Origin of the sequence: Kitasatospora gansuensis (assembly GCF_014203705.1) — a bacterium.
Lineage (GTDB): Bacteria > Actinomycetota > Actinomycetes > Streptomycetales > Streptomycetaceae > Kitasatospora > Kitasatospora gansuensis.
Genome location: NZ_JACHJR010000001.1, coordinates 5,078,464 through 5,101,767, shown reverse-complemented (window position 1 = coordinate 5,101,767; position 23,304 = coordinate 5,078,464). Strand labels below are relative to the sequence as shown.

Sequence of the window (23,304 nt, the reverse complement as noted above, 5' to 3'; positions counted from 1 at the left end):
CTACGACTCCTCGCGCCGCCGTGTTTTCGGCAACTCTAACGGTGCCCGCTCAGGTTTCCGAGGTGCCCGGACCGCGTCCCGTAGGGGGCTGTCCGACCTGGGGATGAGTGGAGGTTGACCTGACGGTTCGTCGGCTCCACCATGGCGATCATCGCAAGATCGTCAAATCCGGTGCCGGGCGCGCGGTGTCGGTCCGGGGTGGCAGGATGACAGGCACCACTCTTGTGGCCCAACGGCATCACTGAAGGGGAGTGCGGGGGCGATGCAGATCCGGCTCACTGTCCTCCGACCGCGCAGCGGCCCGGCAGCCGTCGGAACGGCCACCGACGTCCTGGTCACCGCCCCGGTCGGTACGGCGCTCGGCGCAGTCGCGGGGGCGCTCGCGGGCGCCGTGGGCGTGCGCGGCCCGCGCTCCGCCACCCATGTGCACCTGTACGCCGGTGCCGAGCGGATCGACGAGCAGACCCTGCTCGGCCATCCGCCGCTGCTGGACGGCGCCGTGCTCTCGCTCAACGAGCCCGATCCGGACGCGGACGACGACGGCCCGCCCGCCCCCGCCGAACTGCGGGTCACCGGCGGCCCCGACGCGGGCGGCGTGCACCGCCTGCACGGGGACCGGATCCACGTCGGCCGCTCCAGCGCCGCCGACGTCCCGCTCGACGACCCCGACGTCTCCCGCCTGCACCTCTCGCTCAACCTGGGCGCCGACGGCCGAGTGACGGTCCGTGACCTCAACTCGACCAACGGCACCGGCCTGGAGGGCCGCTTCCTCCGCGACGAGGCGGTCGAGCTGGCCGACGGCGGGCTGGTCCGGATCGGCGAGTCGACCCTCCAGGTGGTCCGCACCGATCTCCGGGCCGGCTCCGATCTCAGGGACAGCTCCGGGTCGCGGACCAGCCCGGACGGGCTCGGCCACCTCCAGCTCACCGTCACCCCCTCGCCCCGGCAGGCCGCCGCTCCCGAGCCCGAGCCGGCCACCCCCGAACCACCGGCCACCGGCGGCCGGGCCCGCGCCCTGCTGTCCCGCCGCCGCGCCCGTCCCGAGCCCACCGCGCCGAACCCGGCCCAGCAGCACGCCGCCGTCCGGCTCCGGCAGGCCGCCGCCCAGCGCGAGCGCTGGCCCGACCTGGCCACCGTGCTGCTCACCGCGCTCGGCCCGGGCCCCCGGCTCTGGGAGCGCGGCCAGGCCCACCCCGACTCGCTCACCCTGCGGCTCGGCACCGCCGACCGGCCCGGCGGCCCCGGCACCACCCCCGGCACCGTGCTGCCCGCCGTCCCGGTCACCGTCGACCTGCAGACCGCCGGCAGCCTCGGCCTGGCGGGCCCCCGGGCCCGGCTGACCTCGCTCGCCCGCGCCGTCCTGGCCCAGCTCGCCGTGCTGCACCCGCCGAGCGCGCTCAGCCTGGTGGTGGTCGGCACCGCCGAGGAGCAGACCGCCGACTGGTCCTGGTCGTTCTGGCTGCCGCAGCTCCAGCCGACGCACGGTCAGGCCTGCCGCCTGCTGGTCGGGTTCGGCCCCGAGCAGACCGAGGCCCGGCTCACCGAGCTGGCCAACGGCCCCAGTGACGGCCTGTCAGGTCCGCCCGCCACCGTGCTGCTGCTGGACGGCACCCCCGGCACCCCCGAGGGCCGGGCCGCGCTGGCCGTCCTGCTGGAGCAGGGCCCCGCCCTCGGCGTCTTCCCGATCTGCCTGGCCGAGCAGAGCACCGCCCTGCCCGAGGGGCTCGGCGCCACCGCCGTCCTCACCGGCGAGGTCGCCACCCAGCTCACCCTGGACCGCCCGCTCGGCGGCGGCGGCCGCGAGCGGATCGAGGAGATCGCGGTGGACGCGGTCTCCCCCGCCTGGGCCGAGCGCCTCGCCCGGGCCCTCGCCCCGCTCAGCGAGGCCACCCCGGTGGCCCGCGGCCCGCTGCCCGACCAGCTCCGGCTGCTCGACCTGCTCCGCCTCGACACCGTCACCCCCGCCAAGCTCTCGGCCCGCTGGGCCGCCCTGCCCTCGGGCCCCGGCACCGCCACCGCCCTGCTAGGCACCACCAGGGACGAACCCTGCCTGATCGACCTCGCCGACCCGGACGAGCCGAACGGCCCGCACGTCCTGGTCGGCGGCGCCCGGGGCACCGGCAAGACCGAGCTGCTCCGCACCCTGGTCGCCTCGCTCGCCGTTTCCGAGCAGCCCGAACGGCTCCGGATCACCATCGTCGAGGGCCGCGGCTCCGCCCCCGACGCCCCGTCCAGCCTGCGCGGCTGCACCGACCTCCCCCAGGTCACCGAGCACATCGACGCCGGGGCCGACCCCCGCCGGGCGATGCTCGCGGCCGAGACCCTGCTGGACGAACTGGCGCACCGCGAAGCGCTCTTCGGCGATCAGGACTTCACCGGCTGGCACACCGCCCGAGCTCTCGGCACCCCCGTCCCGTCCCTGGTCACGGCCGGCGGCGGCGCCCCGCCCGAGGCCACCGTCCGGGTCACCGCCCCGCGCAAGGCACCCGACGTGCTGACCGCCGTCCCGGCCCGGCTGGTCGTGGTGGTCGACGACTACGACGCCCTGCTCGCCCCCACCTCCCCGGCCGGCCGGCCGCTCGGCCGCGCGCTGGCCGCCGTCGCCGAACGCGGCGGCCGGCTCGGCGTCCACCTGGTGGCCGCCACCGGCTCCCCCGAACAGACGGCCGGTACCGAGCTGGACGAGGTCGCCCAGCTCCGGATCGCCCTCCGGACGGCTGACCCGGCCGACTCCGACCAGCTGATCCACCTCGCCGACGCGGCGGCGCTGCCGGAGGACACGCCCGGCCGCGCGTACCTCCGGCGGCCGGACGGCGGGGTGACGGCCTTTCAGTCCGCCCGGGTCAGCGGCCGGATCCCCCGCACCGCCACCCTCCGCCCCACCGTCGTCGCCATCGACCCCGCCCAGCTCGGCGCACCGCCGACCCGGCGGCCGGTCCGCGAGCTGGGCAACGGGCCGACCGACCTCGCCTTGCTGGCGAGTGCCCTGCAGCGGGCCGCCCAGGCCTGAGGCATCAGCCATCAGGGGCTCGGGGAACTGCGACGCCGACCCTTACAAGGTGATCCGTGCGTAGGCGGTCAGGCACCTTCGCAGTGACCCCGGCGCCAGACCTCCTCGCAGTTCCCCGAGCCCCTGGCTGCCGCAGCGTGTGCCTCAGCGCTGGCCGGGGCGGTCGACGAGGGCGTGGGTGAGCATCGCGCTCTGGCCGAGGACGGTGCCGGAGGCGACCTCGACGGAGCGTTCGCCGAGGAATTCGTAACTGGTCCGGTCGAAGATCCACTCCTTCCGGATGCCGTCGTCCGTCCGGGCCACGCCCCAGCCGTGGCGGCCGGAGGCGTCCACCGAGTCATCCACCAGCTGGACCCCCGGCAGCTTGGCCGCCGCCCGGTACAGCGCGGCAGTGACGGCCGGTGGAGCGATCTGCTCCCGGAGCAGGTCTCCGATGGTGCCGAAGGCCCGCTGGTCGACCGGCAGGGACTTGCCCCCGGAGGGCTGCCCGTACAGCGCGGCGAGCAGCGCGTCCGGGTCGGTCGGCAGGGTGGCCAGGAACTGGTAGGTCGGGCTGTTCACCGTCGGGGCGGTGTTCGGTTCGGTCGGGCGGCTGCCGTCCGGGTTGGCCGGGTACGGGTCGCCAGGCTTGGTGACGGACGGGGCCTTCCAGCCCTCCTCGGTGACCAGGCCGGGCTGCTTGCCGTCCACCGACTGCCAGTTCTCCCGCAGGTGCGGGGCCGGCACGGTGGTCTCGTCGGTCGCCAGGTTCGTGCTCGCGAAGGCGACCAGCGACTTCGTGTAGACGAACTTGCCGTCCGCCTTCGCGACCGGCTTGGCCGCCGCGACCTGGGCGACCCGGTCGAGCAACTGCACCGCCCCGACCGGCGCGACGGCCCCTGACGGACCGTCGGGGGTACCCCCGCCGGAGGTGTTCAGCACCACGGCCAGGGCCAGTCCGCCGGCCAGCGCGGGCAGCGCCACCCACCCGTACCGGCGGGCCGGCCGCTTCCGCGCGACGACGTTCTCGCGGCTGATCTCGCTCATCAGATGTCCCCTCAACAGCTGGTGGCGGTCGGCGGGGAGCAACGGTTCCTGCTCACGGTTCATCGGTTCTTCCCCTGGTTCGACCGGACCGCTTCGATGCGGTCATCCCCTACCTGTCCGGCACCCGGGCCGGGTTCCATCAGTTCTTCCGCCGCCAGGGACCGCAGTCGCGTCCGGGCCCGGGAGAGCCGGGAGCGGACGGTGCCGACGGGTACGCCGAGGGCCTGGGCCGCCGAGACGTAGTCCAGGCCGACCCAGACGCAGAGGTGGAAGACCTCCCGCTCGCCGCGCCGGAGCCGGGCCAGCGCGCGCCGGGCGGCGGCCAGCCGGGCGCTGTCGTCCAGCCGCCCGACCAGCTCGTCGGCGAAGTCGGGCACCACGTCCCGGGCCGGCAGCCGGGCGAGTGCGGCGCGGTGCCGGCGGGCCGCCCTGGCGGTGTTGCGGAGCACGTTGGTGGCGATGCCGAACAGCCAGGGCCGCACCGACTCGCCGTCCTCGTGCAGCGCGGCCCGCAGCCGCCAGGCCTCCAGGAAGGTCAGCGAGACGGCGTCCTCGGCGGCGGCCCAGTCCCCCAATGTCCGTACGGCGTACCCGTACACAGCCTGTGCATGGTCATCGAAGAGCTCCCCGAACGCGCTCTGGTCACCGGCGCGCAGCCGGGACCGCAGTGACAGTTCCACGCCCCTACCTGTCCGCTCGCGCCCCTGAGTTCCAGTCACAAAAAAGTGCGGGCGGGACCGAAACGGTCCCGCCCGCACTCAGCTACCGGTCAGCGCGTGCTGCGCAGCAGCGTGCGGATCACCCGCATCGCGACCGAGAGGCTGGACAGCTCGTACTTGTCCGAACCCCTTATGTCGTCGAGCGTGGTCTTGGCCCGGCTCAGCAGGGTGGAGTTGAGCTCCGCCCAGGCCGCGTACCGCTCCTCCGGGGAGGCGCCCTCGGGGCCGCAGGAGAGGATGTCGGCGGTCAGTGCCGCGTGTGCCGCGAACAGGTCCTCGCGGATCGCCGCGCGGGCCATCGAGGACCACCGGTCGGTGCGCGGCAGTTCGATGATCCGGTCCAGCAGGTGGGTGATCTGGAGCCGGTCGGCGAGGTCGTAGTAGAGCTCGGCGACGTCGGTCACCTCGCCGCCGTTGCGGTCGGCGACACCGACGATGTCCAGGGTCGGGAAGGCCGAGGAGAGCCCGGCGATCCGGCCGGCCAGCTCGTCGGGCACGCCGGCGGCGGCCAGCTCCCGCTGGATGGAGTCGAACCAGGCCAGGTCCTCGCCGCGGAGCGGCTTGGGCAGGCTGTCCCAGACCTGGTTGACCCGGCCCTGGAAGAACGCGATGTTCTCGGCGATGTCCAGCGGCTGGCGGCGGTTGTTGAGCATCCACCGGGTGGCCCGCTCGACCAGGCGCCGGGTGTGCAGCCGCATCTTGGTCTGCACCCGGGCCGGCACCGCGTTGTCCAGGCCCTCGATCTCGCCCCAGATCCGCTCCAGGCCGAAGACCGCGCGCGCCGCCGCGTGGGTGCGGGCGATCTCCTCCATGGTGGCGCCGGTCTCCTCGCGGAGCCGGAACGCGAAGGTGCAACCGCCGCGGTTGATCGTGTCGTTGACGATCAGGGTGGTGATGATCTCGCGGCGCAGCGGGTGGTTGTCGATCGCCTCGGCGAACTTCACCCGCAGCGCGCTCGGGAAGTACTCGTGCAGCGCGGCGCGGAAGTACGGGTCGTCGGGGAGCTCGGTGGCCAGCAGCTCGTCGGCCAGGGTGATCTTGGTGTAGGCGAGCAGCACCGACAGCTCGGGCTGCGAGAGCCCGCGCCCGGCCTGCTGGCGCTCCCGGATCTGACGGTCCGTCGGCAGGAACTCGATCGCCCGGTCGAGCTGGCCGTCGGCCTCCAGCCGGTTGATCATCCGGGCGTGCACGTCGACCATCGAGGCGGCCTGCGCGACCGCGTTGGCCAGCACCACGTTCTGCGCGTAGTTGTTGCGCAGCACCAGGTGACCGACCTCGTCGGTCATCTCGGCGAGCAGCTTGTTGCGCTGCTTGACCGTCATGTCGCCGTCGGCGACCACCTGGTTGAGCAGGATCTTGATGTTCACCTCGTGGTCCGAGGTGTCCACGCCGGCCGAGTTGTCGATCGCGTCGGTGTTGATCCAGCCGCCGGTGCCTTCGGGCCCGCCGACCGCCGCGTACTCGATCCGGCCGAGCTGGGTGCAGCCGAGGTTGCCGCCCTCGCCGACCACCCGGGCCCGGACCTGACCGCCGTTCACCCGGATCGCGTCGTTGGCCTTGTCGCCGACCTCGGCGTTGGTCTCGGCGGTGGCCTTGATGTAGGTGCCGATGCCGCCGTTCCAGAACAGGTCCACCGGGGCCTGCAGGATCGCCTTCATCAGCTCGGCCGGGGTCAGCTTGGACTCGGTGATGCCGAGCCGCTCGCGGACCTGGGCGGTCAGCTGGATCGACTTGGCGCTGCGCGGGAAGATCCCGCCGCCGGCCGAGATCAGCGACTTGTCGTAGTCGTCCCAGGAGCTGCGCGGCACGTCGAACAGCCGACGGCGCTCGGCGTAGGAGACCGCCGCGTCCGGGTTCGGGTCGAGGAAGATGTGCCGGTGGTCGAAGGCGGCCACCAGCCGGATGTGCTCACTGAGCAGCATGCCGTTGCCGAACACGTCACCGGACATGTCGCCGATGCCGACCACGGTGAAGTCCTCGGTCTGGGTGTCGACGCCCAGCTCGCGGAAGTTGCGCTTGACGGACTCCCAGGCGCCGCGCGCCGTGATGCCCATGCCCTTGTGGTCGTACCCGGCCGAGCCGCCGGAGGCGAACGCGTCGCCCAGCCAGAAGCCGTACTCCTCGGCCACGCCGTTGGCGATGTCGGAGAAGGTCGCGGTGCCCTTGTCGGCGGCGACCACCAGGTAGGTGTCGTCCTCGTCGTGGCGGACCACGTCGACGGGGTGCACGACCTCGCCGGCCTTGAGGTTGTCGGTGATGTCGAGCAGCGCCGAGATGAAGGTCTTGTACGAGGCGATGCCCTCGGCGAACCAGGCGTCCCGGTCCACCGACGGGTCCGGCAGCTGCTTGGCGACGAAGCCGCCCTTGGCGCCGACCGGGACGATCACGGTGTTCTTGACCATCTGGGCCTTGACCAGGCCGAGGATCTCGGTCCGGAAGTCCTCGCGCCGGTCGGACCAGCGCAGACCGCCGCGGGCGACCTTGCCGAAGCGCAGGTGCACGCCCTCGACCCGGGGCGCGTAGACCCAGATCTCGAAGGCCGGGCGGGGCGCGGGCAGGTCCGGGATGGCCTTCGGGTCGAACTTCATCGACACGTAGGAGTGCCAGTCGCCGTCCGCGGCGCGCTGGAAGAAGTTGGTCCGCAGGGTGGCCTTGATCAGGTGCAGGAAGGAGCGCAGGATGCGGTCCTCGTCCAGCGAGACGACCTCGTCCAGGGCGCCGGACAGCTCCTCCAGGATCGCCTCGGTGTTCTCCGCCGCGCCGAGCTGGTGCGCCGGGCTGAGCCGGGCCTCGAAGAGGTTGACCAGCAGCCGGGTGGAGTGGATGTTGTTGCGGAGCGCGTCCTCCATGTAGTCCTGGGAGAAGGTGCTCCCGGCCTGCCGGAGGTACTTGGCGTAGGCGCGCAGCACCACGGCCTGACGCCAGGTCAGCCCGGCGCTGAGGATCAGCTCGTTGAAGCCGTCGTTCTCCGCCTTGCCCGTCCAGGTGGCCGAGAAGGTGTCCTGGAAGCGCTCGCGCGCCTCGTCGGTGAGCGCGACGGCCTCGCGCAGCCGCAGGCCGAAGTCGTAGACCCAGGCCTTGGTGCCGTCCTCGCGGGCGAGCGCGTACGGGCGCTCGTCCAGCACCTCGACGCCCAGGCGCTGGAGCACCGGGAGCACCTCGGTCAGCGAGATCGGGCCGCCGACCCGGTAGATCTTGAACCGGCGCTCGTCGTCACCCGCGCCGACCGGCTGGTAGAGGTTCAGGCGGAAGTCGCCCTCGCCGCTCAGCGACTCGATCTGCTTGAGGTCGGCGACCGCGGTACGCGGCGGGAAGTCGGCCCGGTAGCCGTCCGGGAAGGCGTTGCCGTAGCGGCGGCCGAGCTCGGCGGCGCGCTCCTCGCCCAGCTCGATGTGCAGCTGGTCGTTGAAGCCGTCCATCCAGAACCGGGCGGCCTCGGCCAGCTTGGACTCGATCCGCTCGATCTCGGCATCGGTCAGGCTGGGCAGCTCGCTGCCCTTGGCGACCCGGACCACGAAGTGCAGACGGGTCAGCACCGACTCGGTGGACCACACCGAGTACTCGATGTTGTCGCCGTTCAGCTCCTGCTTGAGGATCTCCATCAGGCGGAGCCGGATGCGGGTGGTGTAGCGGTCGCGCGGCAGGTAGATCAGCGCGGAGAAGTAGCGCCCGTACTCGTCCTGACGGAGAAACAGCCGCAGCCGGCGGCGCTCCTGCAGGTAGAGCACGCTGGTGGCGATGGAGAGCAGCTGCTCGGCCGGGGTCTGGAAGATCTCGTCCCGGGGGAAGGTCTCCAGGATCTGCAGCAGGTCGCGGCCGTCGTGGCTCTCGCTGGAGAAGCCCGAACCGGCCAGCACCTCCTGCACCTTGCGGCGGACCACCGGGATCCGGGTGACCGACTCGGTGTACGCGGCGGAGGAGAACAGGCCGAGGAAGCGGCGCTCGCCGATCACGTTGCCCTGGGCGTCGAACTTCTTCACGCCGACGTAGTCCAGGTACGCGGGGCGGTGCACGGTGGCCTTGCTGTTGGCCTTGGTGAGGACCAGCAGCTTCTTCTCGTGCGCCTTGGCCCGGACCGGGGCGGTCATCCGGCCGAACGCCTCGGCGACCGGGTGGTGGTCGGTGTCGTGGCTGAGCGGGTCGGAGCGCAGGATGCCGAGCCCGGTGCCGGGGACGGCCCGCAGCACCTCCTCGCCCTGGTGCTCGGCGAGGTCGTACTCGCGGTAGCCGAGGAAGGTGAACTTGTCGTCGGCCAGCCAGCGCATCAGCTCCCAGGCCTCGCCGACCTCCTGCTCGGACAGGTGGGCCGGGGGCACCTCGGCGAGCTCGTCGGCCAGGCGCAGCGCGGAGTCGCGCATCTTGCCCCAGTCCTCGACCACCTCGCGGACGTCGCCCAGCACCCGGCGCAGACCGGTCTCGATCACGCGCAGGTCCTCGCGGTCGGTCTCCCGGTCGATCTCGATGTGCATCCAGGACTCGACGGTGGCGTCGGCGGGCCACTCGGCGCCGGCCGCCTGGCTGCGCGAGCAGGCGTCCAGGTCGAGGATCTCCAGCAGCTTGCCGGTGATGTCACGGCGCACTGCGAGCTGGGGGTGGATCACCACGTGGATGCCGTGGTCCTGGCGGGTCAGCTCGTTGGTGACCGAGTCGACCAGGAACGGCATGTCGTCGGTGACCACCTCGACCACGGTGTGGCCGCAGGACCACCCGTTCTCCTCGACGGTCGGGGTGTACACCCGGACCTCGGCGGTGCCCTGGGGCCGCTTCAGGCCCAGCCGGTACTGGGAGGCGGCCGCGCCGTAGACGTCGACCGGGTCCCGGTCCACCAGGTCCTCGGGGGCGGTGTGGAGGTAGTAGTGGTGCAGGTACGCGGCCAGAGCGCCGTTGCTCAGACCTTCCCCTGGCGCCGCTCCCCCCACCTGGCTGTTCTCAGCGGCTTGGGCTGCCTTGGTGAGCAGTTCGGCCTTGGCTGCGTCCAGCTTGGTCTGCATGGCTGTTTGGCTCCTGTCGCGCGCCGTTGCGTGACTCGGTGATGGTTCGGGTCCATCGCCGGGTCCACCCGCAATCCTTCCGCATCGCCCGGAAGAAAGACGGTCATGGCACGCATGACGCGACGTTCGTCCGGGTATCACGAAACATTGGCCTGCGGCCGAAACCCGACGACGCCAGTCAGCCTAACCGGAGGAAACGAAGGTGTCAGGGGACAGGGAGGAGCAAACCCGTAGGAAGATCGGGCCGTCCTGGACACCATGTCCAATCCGTCCTCAGCCCATGTGCGGATAGCGGTACCCGGTCGGCGGCACGAAGGTCTCCTTGATCGACCGGGCCGAGGTCCAGCGCAGCAGGTTCTGCGCGGCCCCCGCCTTGTCGTTGGTGCCCGAAGCCCGGCCGCCACCGAACGGCTGCTGTCCGACCACCGCGCCGGTCGGCTTGTCGTTGACGTAGAAGTTGCCCGCCGCGAACCGCAGCCGCTCCATCGCCTGCGCGATCGCGTGCCGGTCGGTGGCGATCACCGCGCCGGTCAGCCCGTACGGGGCGCCGGAGTCCACCCGGTGCAGCACGTCGTCCCAGCGCGAGTCCTCGTAGACGTGCACGGCCAGCACCGGGCCGAAGTACTCCTGGCTGAAGATCTCGTTCCGGTGGTCCGAGCTGACCAGCACGGTCGGCCTGACGAACCATCCGATCGCGTCGTCGTACTGGCCGCCGGCCGCCAGCTCCACCGTCGGGTCGGCCACCGCCCGGTCGATCGCGGCGGTCACCCGGGCGTACGCCTTGGCGTCGATCAGCGCGCCCATGAAGTTGGACAGGTCGCTGACGTCGCCGACGGTGAGCGCGTCCACCTCGGCCAGGAACTCGTCCTTGATCTTCTGCCAGAGGCTGCGCGGCAGGTAGGCCCGGGACAGCGCCGAGCACTTCTGGCCCTGGTACTCGAAGGCGCCGCGGAGCAGCGCGGTGCGCAGCACCTCCGGGTCGGCCGAGCGGTGCGCGACCAGGAAGTCCTTGCCGCCGGTCTCGCCGACGATCCTCGGGTAGGTCCGGTACGAGCCGATGTTGGTGCCGATGGTGCGCCAGAGCGACTGGAAGGTGGCGGTCGAGCCGGTGAAGTGCAGCCCGGCCAGCGCCGGGTCGGCCAACGCGACCTGGGAGAGCGCCTGGCCGTCGCCGGTCACCAGGTTGATCACCCCCGGCGGCAGCCCGGCCGCCTCCAGCAGGCGCATCAGGTGGTGGGCCGCCAGGGTCTGGGTGGGCGCGGGCTTCCAGACCACGGTGTTGCCCATCAGCGCGGGCGCGGTCGGCAGGTTGCCGGCGATGGCGGTGAAGTTGAACGGGGTGACCGCGTAGACGAAACCCTCCAGCGGGCGGTGGTCGGTGCGGTTCCACACCCCCGGCGAGGACTTCGGCTGCTCGGCCAGGATCTGCCGGGCGAAGTGCACGTTGAACCGCCAGAAGTCGACCAGTTCGCAGGGCGCGTCGATCTCCGCCTGCTGGACGGTCTTGGACTGCCCCAGCATGGTGGCCGCCGCCACCGTCTCCCGCCACGGCCCGGCCAGCAGCTCGGCGGCCCGCAGGAAGACCGCGGCCCGGTCGTCGAAGGAGAGCGAGCGCCAGTCGGCCGCCGCCGCCAGCGCGGCGTCCACCGCGAGCCGGCCGTCCTCCCGGGTCGCGTTGCCCAGCAGGCCGAGTTTGGCCGCGTGGTGGTGCGGCTGCACCACGTCGATCCGCTCGCCGGAGCCGAACCGCTGTTCGCCGCCGATGGTCATCGGCAGCGGGATCTGCTCCGCCGCCAGTTCGTCCAGCCTGCGCTCCAGCCTGGCTCGTTCGGGGCTGCCCGGGGCGTAGCCGTGCACGGGCTCGTTGACCGGCTCGGGGACCTGGGTGACTGCGTCGATGGGCATGGCTGGCTCACTCTCTTCCGCTCAGCCCCCAGCCTGACCACCCGTCAACCGAATCGCCGCAGCTGACACGCGGTGAGCGACGTGGCTCACACCACGATCCGCCCGGCCAGCTCCACGGCCTCGGCCAGCGAGTCCACCACCGGGACGCCGAGCGGCTCCAGCTTCTCCCGGGTGTGCGAACCGCCGGTGTAGAGCACCGCGTGCGCCCCGGCGTTCCTGGCGGCCACCGCGTCGTCCGCCGCGTCGCCGATCAGCACGGTGCGCGCCGGGTCCGTGCCGAGGGCCAGCAGGTGCTGCCGCAGGTAGTCGGTCTTGCCGGTGCCGTACGACTCGCCGACCCGGCCGTCCACCCGGACGAAGTGCTGCTCGATCCCCCGGGCCCTGACCTGCGGCACCAGCCGGTGGTGCTCGTGCATCGACAGCAGCGACTGGCTGCGGCCCGCCGCCTGCCACCCCGTCAGCAGTTCGGCCGCGCCCTCGGTCAGACCGCAGGCGTCGCTGAGCTCCTCGTACCGGTCCTGGAAGGCGGCGTCCAGCACCAGCCACTCGTCCGCGCTCGGCTCCCGGCCGAGCAGCAGCTCGTAGAACTTCGGTATCGGGAAGCAGTACAGCTCCCGGTACTGCTGCACGGTGATCGGCGCCACCCCGAGCGTCGCGAAGGCGGCGTTGCTGGCCGCCACCACCGCTGCCATGTCGTGCAGCAGGGTGCCGTTCCAGTCCCAGACGATGTGAGTACGCACCCGGGAACGGTACCCGAGGGGTGTCGAGCGGCTCGGAAGATTTCGGTAGCGCATGATTCTTTTCAGTCGTTTCTTCAGTACCGCAGCAGACATTTCAGTAGCCGGATAGCCGCCACGGAGCGTGACGTCACCGAGCAGACCCGGCCGCTGCGGAGGCGGTCGGACAGGCAGTCACTGTGCTGCCGTCGACCTGTGGACAGAGCGCGACGATTCCGGGGGCTCCGGATTGCGGCGCTGCTGGTGCAGCGCCTCGGACAGCCAACTGCCGGCAGGCCGCAGCAGTCCAAGCGCCATGGCATGAAATCCCGTGCAGCGGAATGTAGTTGGCGCAGACTGGCGGAGTTCCCACACCATGGGATCCGGACGCTCCGAGAGTCCGTGGCCTCGTGCCCGCGACAGCAGGCATGAGGCGGCGATGAACCGGCCACCCCTCGTCCTGTACTGCCACACGCCGCTCCGGGCACCGTCCTGACCGTCCTCCATCTTGGCGACGGCCCCGGCAGCAGCGCCGCCCCGGGCAGCTTCGACCCGACATAGAACAGATGATCTTCCCGGACCGGCTGCCGTACCGGTATGTGCCCCGGTGACACGGATTCCCCTCCGCCGCAAGGGCGTTGTGACCGCCGTGTCCGCACCGGGGCGGTCAGCTGCTCCAGGGGTTCGCCTCACCGGGCTGCGAAGGGCAATACGTTCCCTCGGCAGGAAGCCTCCTGCGAGGCCGGATCACGGGGTGGGGAACAGGTGTCGGACTGGGTGTCACCGGTGCGGTTTCCGTCGGTGCTGATCCCGGCGGCCGGGGAGTCGTTTCCCTCCTGGCTGGATCGGCTGGCGGCCGACTTGGACGTGCCGCCGGGGCAGGCGGCGCGTCTGCTCGGATTCGAACCGCGTGGGAACACGGGCTACATGAAACCGCCGTTCTTCGGCACCGCCCTGACGGCGACACATGCCGGGCGGATCCGGGCGGTGACCGGCCTGGAGGCGGCGGAGCTCCAGGCGATGCAGTTGTCCGCGTTCGACGGGCGGGTACTGGACATGACCGGCCTCGACCTGGCCTTCGAACGCTCCGTACAGCCGGTCAGCCTGCGCGAGTGGGCCCTGTTCGACTCCAGCCGCGGCTGCCCGCCGTGCCTGGCCGCATCGCCGGTGTGGCCGCTGTGGTGGCGTCTTGGCCTGGCGGCCGTCTGCCCCGAGCACCGGGTCCTGCTGGTGGATGTGTGCCCGCGCTGCGAGGTACGGCTGCAGCGTGGCACCGGCACGGGCACGCGGACACTGCCGACCCGCGGCCGTTCACTGGACCCGCGTCTGTGCAACGCCCGTCTCCCGACCAGGGACCGCACGGCCTGGATGTGCGACCAGGTCCTCGGGGAGATCCCAGCCTCCGCCGTACCCCGCTCGCTCGCCGAAAGCCAGTCCCGGGTCCTGGCCGCGGTGGACAGCGGCCAGGCGCAGGTCGGTGGCCGCGCCGTCGCGGCCACGGAGTACTTCGCCGCGTTCAAGTACCTGACGGCGCTGGCCCGCGTGTGCGTCTCGGCAGCCGACCTCGCCCGGATTCCGCCAGTGGTCGCTGGTGTCTTCGGGGCGGATGTGGCCGAGCGGCGCCGACAGCGGTCAGCCGGCTCGTCCGCGAAGCTCGGCACCAGCCCGCCGAGCTCGGCTCACGCCGGTGCGCTGCTGGCCCTCGTCGAGCCGGTCCTGGCCGCCCCCGACCAGGGCACGTGCCGGCAGATGCTCCAACCGTGGGTGGGGGAAGTGGCCAGGCAACGCCGCGAGAGCGGGAAGAACGCCCTCCTGCGGCAGATCCCGCAGCCACCGTGCCTGGCCTCGCTGATCGCCGTCGCCGCTCCGAGCGCACCCAGGATCGTCGGCCTCCTGCCCGCCCTCGAACCGCCCCACCTGCTAGAGACCCGGCATATCCCGCACCTGGTCAGCGAGGACGACTACGCCCCGCTCACCGCACACCTGCCGGACACCACGCCCGTGCGGGGCCGTCGCTTCGCAACCCTCGCGCTCGCCCGCCGCACCGGGTCGGCCACCTGGAAGCAGGCCGCCGAGGACCTCGGCCTGAGGGATCCAAACCGGGCCGTCTATCTGACCGGCGCGCTCGCGGGACGCATCGCCGACCCCGACGCCTTCTGGTACGACATCGACCGCACCGCCCACGCCCTCACCGAGCGCGGGCTCATCGACTACCAGGCCCGACGCCGCGCCCTTGCCGGCCTCACCACCATGCCCGCCGGCGTCCTGGCGCCGCTGCTGCCGCCCGGCTGCGAGCCCACCGCCGCCCGGCTCCGGCACGGCGCCGCCTGGCTGTGGCGGCACCTCACCAGCGGCGACATCCGCGAGGCGCCCGCCCACGAACCCACCCAGTGGGCCGGCTTCCAGATCGCCTCGATCCACCGCAGCTGGCACCGCTTCACCCTCCTCGAAACCCCGGCTCTCCCGCAGTCCCTCACAGCCTTCAGCACCGAGCTCCTCCGCCAGAAAGGATGCGCGTGAGAGCGACGAGAACCCGCACCCTGCAGCCCCTCCCCCACACTCCCGCACCACTGTTCCTCCGCTACTACGACGCCACGGGCACCGAACACCTCGTCCCCGCCGCAGACGCCACCACAGTCCCCTTCGAGGACTGCCTTCCCGCACGCGACCTGCCCTCCTACCCCGGGATCCGGCACACCCCGGGCTCGTACTGGGCCGCGTGCTGCGATGCCGTGCTGGACTACGAGAGCTACCTGGAGTCCAAGTGGATGCGCCTGCTCGACTTCGACCACCAAGTCAAGGCTCTCTCCGCTCAGCCGTTCCTCTTCGAGGGAGCCGACAGGTCAGGCAAGTGGAGGCACACCCCGGACCTGTTCGTGCGCCGCACCGACGGCTCCGCGCTGCTGCTGGACGTGAAGAACCCCCTGCGGATCCAGACACCGCGCGTGCTGCACCAGGCCCGCCGCACCGCCTCGGCCTGCGAACTGATGGGCTGGGACTACCAGATGGTCGGTGAACCCGACCCCCAGCTGTGGGCAACCGTCGAGTGGCTCGGCGGATACCGGCGTCCGTTGAATGCCACCGCCGACCTCATCGGCCCCCTGCTGGACCTCGCCACCGACCCGGTCCCCATCGGCGCCCTGGTGAGCTTCCTCGACCCGGAACTGGCACGCCCGGTCGTCTACCACCTGATGTGGCACCACCGCCTGCGCTTCGACCTCACCCGCCCGCTGCGCGACCACACCCCGGTGTGGACCGCCCACCGAGGGAACACGCCATGAACCACTACAGCCGTATCACCGTCGAAGACTGGGTCGAGTTCGAGGACGAGCGCCACCAGGTCACCGCCATCGACGGCTCCCACGTGCGTTTGCGGTCCGTCACAGGCCACCGCCTGACAATCATGCTGTCCGAGCTCCTGACGGACCCCTCCTTCCGCTCCCACGCCCAACCCCCGGACGGCGCCGGGTACGACGACACCGCTCTCGGTCTCGACCCGGGTGGCGTGCTCGCCACCCTGCCCGGGACCGTCCGCGACGCCGCCCTGAAGCTGGAAGGACACCTGCAGGAGGCCACCACCGGTTACCGCGGCGGAGACCCGCTGGGCGCGCTGCCCGGTGAGCCGCGCCCCCAGTACCATCCCGACCTTCCCCGAACCGCGCGCGTGGAGGCCAAGGCCGGCGAACTGGGCATGACCGCCCGGCGAATCTGGCAGCTCCTCGACGCCTGGGACACCCACGGCGTGTGGGCACTGGTCGACCGGCGCAAGGCCCGCATCCGCAACCCGCTCAAGAACATCGACCCTCGCGTCGTCCAGGCCATCCGCGAGCAGGCCAAGGCGGAGGCCCTCGACAGTTCCTCGGCCGTCACCACCCGCTTCAGCCGCCGCACCCAGAACCGCCTCGACGCCGACCACGGCCCCGGCATCGTCACGCTACCCAACGACGACACCTTCCGCCGCGCCGTCCGGCTGCTGCTCGACCGCAGCCCCTCCGACCCCGCCCACCAGCGGGCCCAGGTCACCACCCAGCCCGACCGCACCTACGGCAACGTCATCGCCCACCGGCCCGGCCAGGTCGTCATGCTCGACACCACCCCACTCGACGTCCTGGCCTTCGATCCCGAGACCAAGGCCATGACCCGCGCCGAACTCACCATCGCCCTCGACGTCGCCACCCGCTCCATCCTCGCCTGGCGCCTCACCCCGGCGGGCACCAAGGCCATCGACATCGGCCTTCTGCTGGCCGACGTCATGACCCCCGAACCCATGCGCCCGGCCTGGGACGACGCCCTGCGCCACTCGATGCTCCGCATCCCGCACGAGCGCATGCTCAGCGTCGACGAACGCCTCGCCGAGGCCGCCGCCCGCCCCGTCATCTACCCCGAGACCCTCCTGTTTGACCACGGCAAGCCCTACCAGTCCGACGTCGTCCGACGGGCCTGCCGCTCATGGAAGATCGACATCCAGGACGCCCGCAAACTCAAACCCACCGACAAACCCCAGATCGAACGGCTCTTCGGCCGCATCCGCGAACAGTTCTCCATGCACGTCGCTGGCTACACCAGCTTCAACGTCGCCCACCGCGGCCGCACCGCCGAGGACCAGGCCCGCTGGAGCATCGCCGAGATCGCCGAATTCTTCGCCGAGTACGTCGTCGCCGTCTACCAGCGCCAGCACCACCGTGGCCTCCACCTCCACGGCTTCCCCGACCTGTCCGTCAGCCCCAACGAGGCCTACGCCATGGCCCTCGGCGCGGCCGGCTACGTCGACTGCCCCCGCAACCCCGACCTGTACTACGAGCTCCTGCCCATCGCGGAACCCGGCCGCGTCATCCACCCCTACGGCGTCGACCTGAACCATCTCGTCTACAACGCCGACATCCTCTACCAGTTCCGCAAGACCAAGTCGCCCTATCCCAACGGCCGCTGGCCCATCCGCTACGACCCGCGCAACCTCCTGCACGCCTACTTCCACAACCCCCACGACAGCCGCTGGTACACCCTGCGCTGGACCCACGCCCTCAACGACCTGCAGCCGTTCACCGACATCACCCTGCGCGAAGCCAAACGCCTGCTCCTCCAACGCGGCAAGGACCCCGGCGACCAGGCCCAGATCGCCGAAGCACTGCGGAAACTGCAAAACCGCACCGACGCGCCCGAGACCTGGACCAAGACCGCCCGCAAGCGCTGGCACCGCGACGACCACCGCGCCCGCGCCCAGCAGAGCGATGCCCAGCGCTCAACCCCCGCCCAGCCCGCCACGCCCCCGACCACAACCACCAGACGGGGCACCGCCGAACACACCCCTCTGCCCACCGCCCAGGTCCCGGAGGCCACGGAGGCCACGGACGAGGACCTCGACCTCGACTCCATCGAGGCAGCTCCCGTGTGGACCCTGCCCACCGCCCAGGAGCGCTGACCCGTGCCGTCAGCCACCGCCTTCCCCGACGACGGTGAGCGCCCCGAGTACTTCGAACACCCCGGGCTCGCCGAGCCCCGCACCAAACTCGAATGGCGCACCTACCTCCACACCCTCCCCCCGGGGAAACCGGCCGCGCTCACCACCGCCGAGTACCTGCGGCTCGCCGCCGGGCAGAAGACTCGGTACGACCAGGCACGACTGGCGCATCACAGCGCCCTCGTGATCGTCCGCACCGCCCACATGCAGGCCGTCCACCACCAGATGCGACGCCGCATGCTCACCAACACTCACCAGCCGGCCGGCGCCCGGCGCGGCATCGTCGTCGACGGGCCCGCCACCGTCGGCAAGTCCACCATGGTCAAGATGTTCGCCGCCGACTTCGAGCACCAACTCCGGCGCGAACACCCCGAACGGTTCGAGGTCACCTACCGCATCGACAGTCACACCATCGACTACACGCCCGTCGTGTACGTCAACATCCCCTCCCAGGCCACCCCCAAGGACCTCTCCATCGCCCTCGCCAACTACATGGGCATGGCCTACCGGCCCGGCGCCACCAAGAGCGACATCACCGACCGTGTCCTGGCCGAGATGCGCCGCTGTGGTGTCCAGCTGGTGATCATCGATGACGCCCACTTCATGGACCTGTCCCTCAAGGAGGGCAAAGTCGTCAACGACCACCTCAAGTACATCGCCAACCACACCGCCGCGACGTTCATCTACACCGGCGTCGACCTCAAGCACTCGGGCCTGTTCCTCGAAGGAACTGGCGGCTCCCGCGTCACCCAGACCTCAGGCCGCAACACCCTGATCCGCATGCAGCCGTTCACCGCCGCAACCCGCGAGGACAAACAGACCTGGATCAGCGTCATCAGCGCCATGGAAGACGCCCTGATCCTCCACCGCCACCAGCCCGGCACCCTCAAACGCGCATGGAAGTACCTCCACCAGCGCACCGGCGGCAACATCAGTTCCCTCGCCGAACTTGTCCGCGAAGCCGCCACCGAAGCCGTCCTGACCGGCACCGAAACGATCAACCGCACAGTCATGAACCGCATCGAGATCAACGAACATGCCCAGACCACCTACGCCAGCACACCCCACGACCACACCAAGCACACCGGCCAAGAACCAGGCTCCAACGACCGCATGGCCAGCTGAGCACCTACTCGGAAGAGAAACTGGCGAAGTCTGTCGGTGGCAGGTTCCCTGGGGTTCTGGCTCAATTTCTGGATGCTGTTGATGATCTTCATCAGCGCCACAGCAGCATGCCGTTCGATACCAGAGGGCATCAAGACAAGCTGAGCGACCACATCTGAGCCTAGACTCTGCCGATGATCGAGATCCTCGACAACCTGGATGTGCTGTCCCAGCCACACCTCGACCTCACGACTGTCGAGATGGACGGCATAGCCCTGGGGGCGCCAGCCACCAGCGTCCCGCGCCGGAGCATCATCCAGGCCCACTCCTCCGTAGTCGCCCAGTACCGCGGCGGGACCGACATCGGCAGCGAGTACTACGACGCCGACGGACGGCGGCTGACCCTCGACGAGGTCGTCAACCATGCTGCCCGGTCAGACGGATTCCTGTACTGCGCCGACAAGCTCACCTACAAGGTTCGAGCCGGGACGGTCGTCGGCTTCACGATCTACGGCCCGCATCTGTCCCACTTCGCCCACCTGACCTCGTACGAGGAACTCCTGGCCGCGTTCGGCAGACCGGACCAGGCGCACGAAGACGAGGCATACGGCGACCTCATGGGCTATGACAACTACTACTGGGGCGCGCAGAAGCATGTGAGGTGGGACGCCTGGGACCACCGAGTGAGCCTGATCAACCTGGGCGCGTTCGAGGGAAACACAGGCCCATGACCAGATGTGCCGGATCCAGGCCGCGTCTCGGCGGCGTTCCGGCGTGATCTTGATGGTGCCAGCGCCTGTTATGAAACCGCCGTACTGAGGCATCAACCCTGAAGATCACAAACAGCATCATTTCTGTGGTCGGTGACACTGAGTCAGCAGGTTAGATCTCGAACAGCGGGTCTTCTTGAGGCTCGCTCCGGGGATCAAGGATTCCTCGCAGGCGACTGACACTCTGACGCCATCGTGGGCCATCGGCGGTCTGGTCCCAGAGTTCGGCGAGCTCGGATTCGTCGGCGAGGACTCGGTCGAGCGCCTCGGCGGCAAGTGTCCGAAGGTCGGCGGCGAAGATCGGCAACGCTTGGTCGGGGCCGAAGCTGGTGATGACCGGCTCGCCGTCGGGGCACTGCGCGGCGATGAGGGCGGCGGCAGCGACGGCCTCCACGGCCTCTGAAAAGTCGAGATAGTCCTGGGCCTGGACGGCGCGGTTCAGTGTGCTCCGGATGAGGTTCGCGCGCTCGTCCAGGGCCGTCTCGTCGAGGGTGTCGGCGAAATCCGCCGCCGTGTCGTCCTCGAAAGGGCCGATGCCCCAGGTGCCCATGCTGATCTCCTCGTGTCGCTGTTCTGGGATCTTCGCACTGGCCACCGTCAGCGAGGTCACGATGCGAGCAGGACCCGTTTCCGCAGAAGGCTGAGCCAGCTTCGGCCTTCTGCGGAAACGGGTTCTGCTGGCCAGCTGATCCCGAATTCGCAGGGTCAGGTGTGAGGCCAGGGGTCGATTCCTGCCTCCCTGAGGCGCCGTTCTTCGCGCCAGTTCAGGAAGATCGGCCGCTCGGGAGAGAAGCCTCCCATGCCGGTGATCTCTTCGGTCATGAGGCCGACAAGGAAGTCGACCATGCCGCAGCCGTGATCGGTCCACTCCCCGTACCCGCTCAGTACGAGGGTGGTCCACCTGTCTGGATCCGGATCAGACGTGTTCCAGAAGGCGTGGTTGGCACTGCAGTCGGTGGCCCAGGAGATCCGGCCGCGAAGTTCGGGATCCTCATCCGGTTCCAGGTTCAGCAGGCCGTATCCGTACTCGTTCAGCCCCTCGAACGTCATCGGGCCTCGGACTCCGGTGGCGACCGCCAACGGTAGTCCTATGTGGAAGCCGAAGCCGATGGAACCGCCGCCGTAGAGGGACACGAAGTCGCGGTAGTCCGTAGGGAAGTCCGTGCCCCACCTCCGGGTCGCCTCGTCCCAGTCGAGCGCATCGCCGGCATCGGGATGCGGCGGCATCAGCTCGACAAGCCTGGCCACACTCGGATGCATCAGGAGTCCTTCCATCGCGGCTCGGGTTGAGCCCATCCAGCACATATTCACCTGTGCCACCGACGGCGACGACGCCAAGCCCTCTGCTGGGACCGGCCTTCCAGGAGGTTCGCACCGTAGCCCATAGTCACCGACCACAGACCCCGGCGAGCCACCAACGACCGCCGACCCGCATGGGGAGGGCCTCCCCATGCGGGCGCACACATGAATGTGGCTCTGGCCGGGTTTTCGTAGCCGGAGATCGTCTTACCTCGGTCAGGAGTCCGCGAGTGCGGTCCAGACCCCTGCCGGGTGCTGAGCAGGCGTCAACCACAGTTGCGGCTGGGACTGCCGGTAGCGCTCGTCGCTCTCGGATTGCCACAGGAAGAAACCGTCGCCGTCGGGCCACACCACCTCCAGGACCGGGAACGGGGGCCGCCGGTAGAAGGCGATCGCCCGCCCGAAGAACGTCCGGTACCAGCGGAGATCGGCGTCCTTGAGCACGACCGGGTAGCCCTTGGCGACATCGTGGCGCTCTTGGCCGGCCGCAAGCGATGCTCCTGCTGCAACCTGGTGGCCGATGATGTTGAGCATTGCCTGCATCGTGCGGACATCCAGACCGAACATGGCCAGCTCCGGCGATCCGTGGGAGTGCCACAACCCAATGGTGTAGGCGAACGCCGGTCCCTCGTCGTCGGCCGGAACCATCACCACGCTCCAGCCGTGCTCATGGACCTGTTCAACCGTCCGCACGTCCAAGCGACCGGCCTCATGACGGTCCCCGTAGTCATGGCAGATCACGCAGCGGCAGGCAGGACGATCACTATGCATGCCCGCGACGGTACCCGGCCATGCCACCGCGCGTGTTGCCACCCACTACCCATGCGTTGCCAGGGCCATCCAGAGGTGTACCCCGACGTGCCCTGCCATCACACGCAGTAGTCACACCTTGATGCAGTCAGCGTCGCAGGCCCACCCGACTGAAATCTTCCGTGCGGCAGCCGCCCGGATTGTCGCCGCACAGAAGATTTCAGCTCCCAGCTCACAGGCCTGGCTACTGCAACCTGCAGCGCCGCTCGACAGGGGTCTGTCGGACGGGCCTCGGGTCACCGGCCGGTCTGCTCGGCGGTCCGCTGGAGGGCTTCGAGGGTCTTCTCCGGGTCGGTCACGGCGGCGCCGATCCGGGCCTTGATCTGGGCGGAGACGGCCGGCCAGGTCGGGTCGCTGAGCGGGTAGAAGCCGGCGGTGGGCAGGATCCGCAGGAAGGGCTGCAGGTCGTTCGCCTCCGGGTCGGCCGCGAGTGCCGCGAGCGCGGACTGGGTGACCGGCAGGAGGTTGTACTCCTTGGCGAACCGCACCGTGTTCTCCGGGGCGTAGGCGAAGTCGAGGAAGGCCCTGATCTGCTTCCGGTGACCGCCCTTCTTGAAGGCCATCATCCAGTCGCCGACCCCCAGGGTGGCGCTGGTGACGCCGTCCTTGCTGGGCATGGCGGTCCAGCTGACGTCCATGCCCTTCAGGTCGGCGAGCTGGCCGGGGAAGCCGTTGAGCATGCCGACCTTGCCGGCCGCGAAGTCCTTGGCCAGCTCGGTGCGGTCGACGGTGGCCGGGTTCCGCTCGGTCAGGCCCGCGGTCACCCAGCTCCGCAGCTGGGTGAACGTCTCGATGTTGGCGGGTGAGTCGATGGTGTAGTGCCCGCTGGAGTCCTGGTAGTCGCCGTGGTTCTCCAGCATCCAGAGGAAGGACTCGGCCTGGGCCTCCTCCTTGCCCAGCGGGATGCCGAGCGGGATCTCCACCCCCGCCTTCTTCAGGGCGGTGGCCTGGGCGGTGACCTCGGCCCAGGTCTTCGGGGGCTTGGCGGGGTCGAGGCCCGCTCTTCGGAACAGGGTGTTGTTGATCAGGAACATCCGGGCGCTGGAGACGAACGGGATGCCGTACTGGACGCCGTTCTGCTCGCCGACCCGGACCATCCTGGGCAGGAAGTCGATCGCCGTCGGTCCTGACAGCACGTCAAAGGCCGGGTAGAGCAGGCCGTCCCGGGCGAAGTCGGCGTAGCCGCCGGTCTGCAGGAGGTCCGGCTGGTCGCCGCTCCGCACCATGGCCCTGACCTGGGTGTCGAGGTCGTTCCAGCCGATCACCCTGAGGTCGACCTTGATCCCGGTGTGCTGCCGCTCGAAGGCGGAGATCACCTCGCGCCAGTACGCCTCGGAAGGGTGCTGCCCGTTGGCCCCGTAGTCCGCGGCGACGAACCTGATGGTGGCGACGTCACCCGCCTCGGGACCGCCACCGCAGCCGGACAGGACGAGCACGGCGCTCAGTGCGGCGGCCGTGAGGGCGAGGGCGCGCGGAGCCATCAGGAGAACCACCGT

At 70.5% G+C, this 23,304-nt stretch carries 15 protein-coding genes; 6 read left to right on the top strand and 9 right to left on the bottom strand.

The features are described 5' to 3' along the window. Nucleotides 1–262: 262 nt before the first annotated feature. Nucleotides 263–3,010 carry an FtsK/SpoIIIE domain-containing protein gene (locus F4556_RS22785; RefSeq protein WP_184919048.1) on the top strand — a complete coding sequence of 916 codons (2,748 nt, stop codon included), beginning with the start codon at nucleotides 263–265 and terminating at the stop codon, nucleotides 3,008–3,010. 144 nt (nucleotides 3,011–3,154) lie between these two features. Here F4556_RS22785 and F4556_RS22780 read toward each other — a convergent pair whose 3' ends face one another. The 5 genes from F4556_RS22780 to F4556_RS22760 form a co-directional block, all read right to left on the bottom strand. Beyond that, nucleotides 3,155–4,099, bottom strand: coding sequence for a CU044_5270 family protein (locus tag F4556_RS22780; protein ID WP_281403660.1), 945 nt, complete (start codon nucleotides 4,097–4,099; stop codon nucleotides 3,155–3,157). Beyond that, nucleotides 4,096–4,716, bottom strand: coding sequence for an RNA polymerase sigma factor (locus F4556_RS22775; protein WP_184919044.1), 621 nt, complete (start codon nucleotides 4,714–4,716; stop codon nucleotides 4,096–4,098). The genes F4556_RS22780 and F4556_RS22775 overlap by 4 nt, the downstream gene beginning before the upstream one ends. A gap of 89 nt (nucleotides 4,717–4,805) precedes the next feature. Next, on the bottom strand, nucleotides 4,806–9,746 hold the full coding sequence (locus tag F4556_RS22770; protein ID WP_184919042.1) for an NAD-glutamate dehydrogenase: 4,941 nt from the start codon (nucleotides 9,744–9,746) through the stop codon (nucleotides 4,806–4,808). 273 nt (nucleotides 9,747–10,019) lie between these two features. Further along, on the bottom strand, nucleotides 10,020–11,645 hold the full coding sequence (gene pruA / locus F4556_RS22765; protein WP_184924986.1) for an L-glutamate gamma-semialdehyde dehydrogenase: 1,626 nt from the start codon (nucleotides 11,643–11,645) through the stop codon (nucleotides 10,020–10,022). A gap of 92 nt (nucleotides 11,646–11,737) precedes the next feature. Beyond that, entirely contained in the window at nucleotides 11,738–12,391 is a 654-nt protein-coding gene (locus tag F4556_RS22760) for an HAD family hydrolase (protein ID WP_376775740.1), read from the bottom strand. A gap of 573 nt (nucleotides 12,392–12,964) precedes the next feature. On the opposite strand from F4556_RS22760, the gene F4556_RS22755 reads away from it, so the two are divergent. The 5 genes from F4556_RS22755 to F4556_RS22735 all read left to right on the top strand — a co-directional run bounded on the left by F4556_RS22755 (nucleotide 12,965) and on the right by F4556_RS22735 (nucleotide 19,660). Then, on the top strand, nucleotides 12,965–14,887 hold the full coding sequence (locus F4556_RS22755) for a TniQ family protein (RefSeq protein ID WP_246511068.1): 1,923 nt from the start codon (nucleotides 12,965–12,967) through the stop codon (nucleotides 14,885–14,887). After that, nucleotides 14,884–15,648 carry a TnsA-like heteromeric transposase endonuclease subunit gene (locus tag F4556_RS22750; RefSeq protein WP_313068495.1) on the top strand — a complete coding sequence of 255 codons (765 nt, stop codon included), beginning with the start codon at nucleotides 14,884–14,886 and terminating at the stop codon, nucleotides 15,646–15,648. The genes F4556_RS22755 and F4556_RS22750 overlap by 4 nt, the downstream gene beginning before the upstream one ends. Then, nucleotides 15,645–17,786 carry a DDE-type integrase/transposase/recombinase gene (locus F4556_RS22745; protein WP_184919036.1) on the top strand — a complete coding sequence of 714 codons (2,142 nt, stop codon included), beginning with the start codon at nucleotides 15,645–15,647 and terminating at the stop codon, nucleotides 17,784–17,786. The genes F4556_RS22750 and F4556_RS22745 overlap by 4 nt, the downstream gene beginning before the upstream one ends. 3 nt (nucleotides 17,787–17,789) lie before the next feature. Next, nucleotides 17,790–18,950: a TniB family NTP-binding protein gene (locus F4556_RS22740; protein ID WP_184919034.1), complete on the top strand. Its 1,161-nt coding sequence runs from the start codon at nucleotides 17,790–17,792 to the stop codon at nucleotides 18,948–18,950. A gap of 173 nt (nucleotides 18,951–19,123) precedes the next feature. After that, nucleotides 19,124–19,660, top strand: coding sequence for a hypothetical protein (locus tag F4556_RS22735; protein WP_184919025.1), 537 nt, complete (start codon nucleotides 19,124–19,126; stop codon nucleotides 19,658–19,660). A gap of 151 nt (nucleotides 19,661–19,811) precedes the next feature. On the opposite strand, the gene F4556_RS22730 is transcribed toward F4556_RS22735, so the two are convergent. The 4 genes from F4556_RS22730 to F4556_RS22715 form a co-directional block, all read right to left on the bottom strand. After that, on the bottom strand, nucleotides 19,812–20,309 hold the full coding sequence (locus F4556_RS22730) for a DUF4259 domain-containing protein (RefSeq protein ID WP_313068494.1): 498 nt from the start codon (nucleotides 20,307–20,309) through the stop codon (nucleotides 19,812–19,814). A 95-nt stretch (nucleotides 20,310–20,404) separates the two neighbouring features. After that, entirely contained in the window at nucleotides 20,405–20,959 is a 555-nt protein-coding gene (locus F4556_RS22725; protein ID WP_184919023.1) for an SMI1/KNR4 family protein, read from the bottom strand. A 255-nt stretch (nucleotides 20,960–21,214) separates the two neighbouring features. Further along, on the bottom strand, nucleotides 21,215–21,769 hold the full coding sequence (locus F4556_RS22720; protein WP_184919014.1) for a DUF4262 domain-containing protein: 555 nt from the start codon (nucleotides 21,767–21,769) through the stop codon (nucleotides 21,215–21,217). Nucleotides 21,770–22,044: 275 nt separating this feature from the next. After that, entirely contained in the window at nucleotides 22,045–23,289 is a 1,245-nt protein-coding gene (locus F4556_RS22715) for an extracellular solute-binding protein (protein ID WP_184919012.1), read from the bottom strand. Nucleotides 23,290–23,304 lie beyond the last annotated feature (15 nt).

Coding starts and splice junctions, on each gene's coding strand:
- F4556_RS22785 (WP_184919048.1), top strand. CDS start 263: ATGCAGATCCGGCTCACTGTCCTCCGACCGCGCAGCGGCCCGGCAGCC.
- F4556_RS22780 (WP_281403660.1), bottom strand. CDS start 4,099: ATGAACCGTGAGCAGGAACCGTTGCTCCCCGCCGACCGCCACCAGCTG.
- F4556_RS22770 (WP_184919042.1), bottom strand. CDS start 9,746: ATGCAGACCAAGCTGGACGCAGCCAAGGCCGAACTGCTCACCAAGGCA.
- F4556_RS22755 (WP_246511068.1), top strand. CDS start 12,965: ATGTGCCCCGGTGACACGGATTCCCCTCCGCCGCAAGGGCGTTGTGAC.
- F4556_RS22745 (WP_184919036.1), top strand. CDS start 15,645: ATGAACCACTACAGCCGTATCACCGTCGAAGACTGGGTCGAGTTCGAG.
- F4556_RS22735 (WP_184919025.1), top strand. CDS start 19,124: ATGATCGAGATCCTCGACAACCTGGATGTGCTGTCCCAGCCACACCTC.
- F4556_RS22725 (WP_184919023.1), bottom strand. CDS start 20,959: ATGCATCCGAGTGTGGCCAGGCTTGTCGAGCTGATGCCGCCGCATCCC.
- F4556_RS22720 (WP_184919014.1), bottom strand. CDS start 21,769: ATGCATAGTGATCGTCCTGCCTGCCGCTGCGTGATCTGCCATGACTAC.
- F4556_RS22715 (WP_184919012.1), bottom strand. CDS start 23,289: ATGGCTCCGCGCGCCCTCGCCCTCACGGCCGCCGCACTGAGCGCCGTG.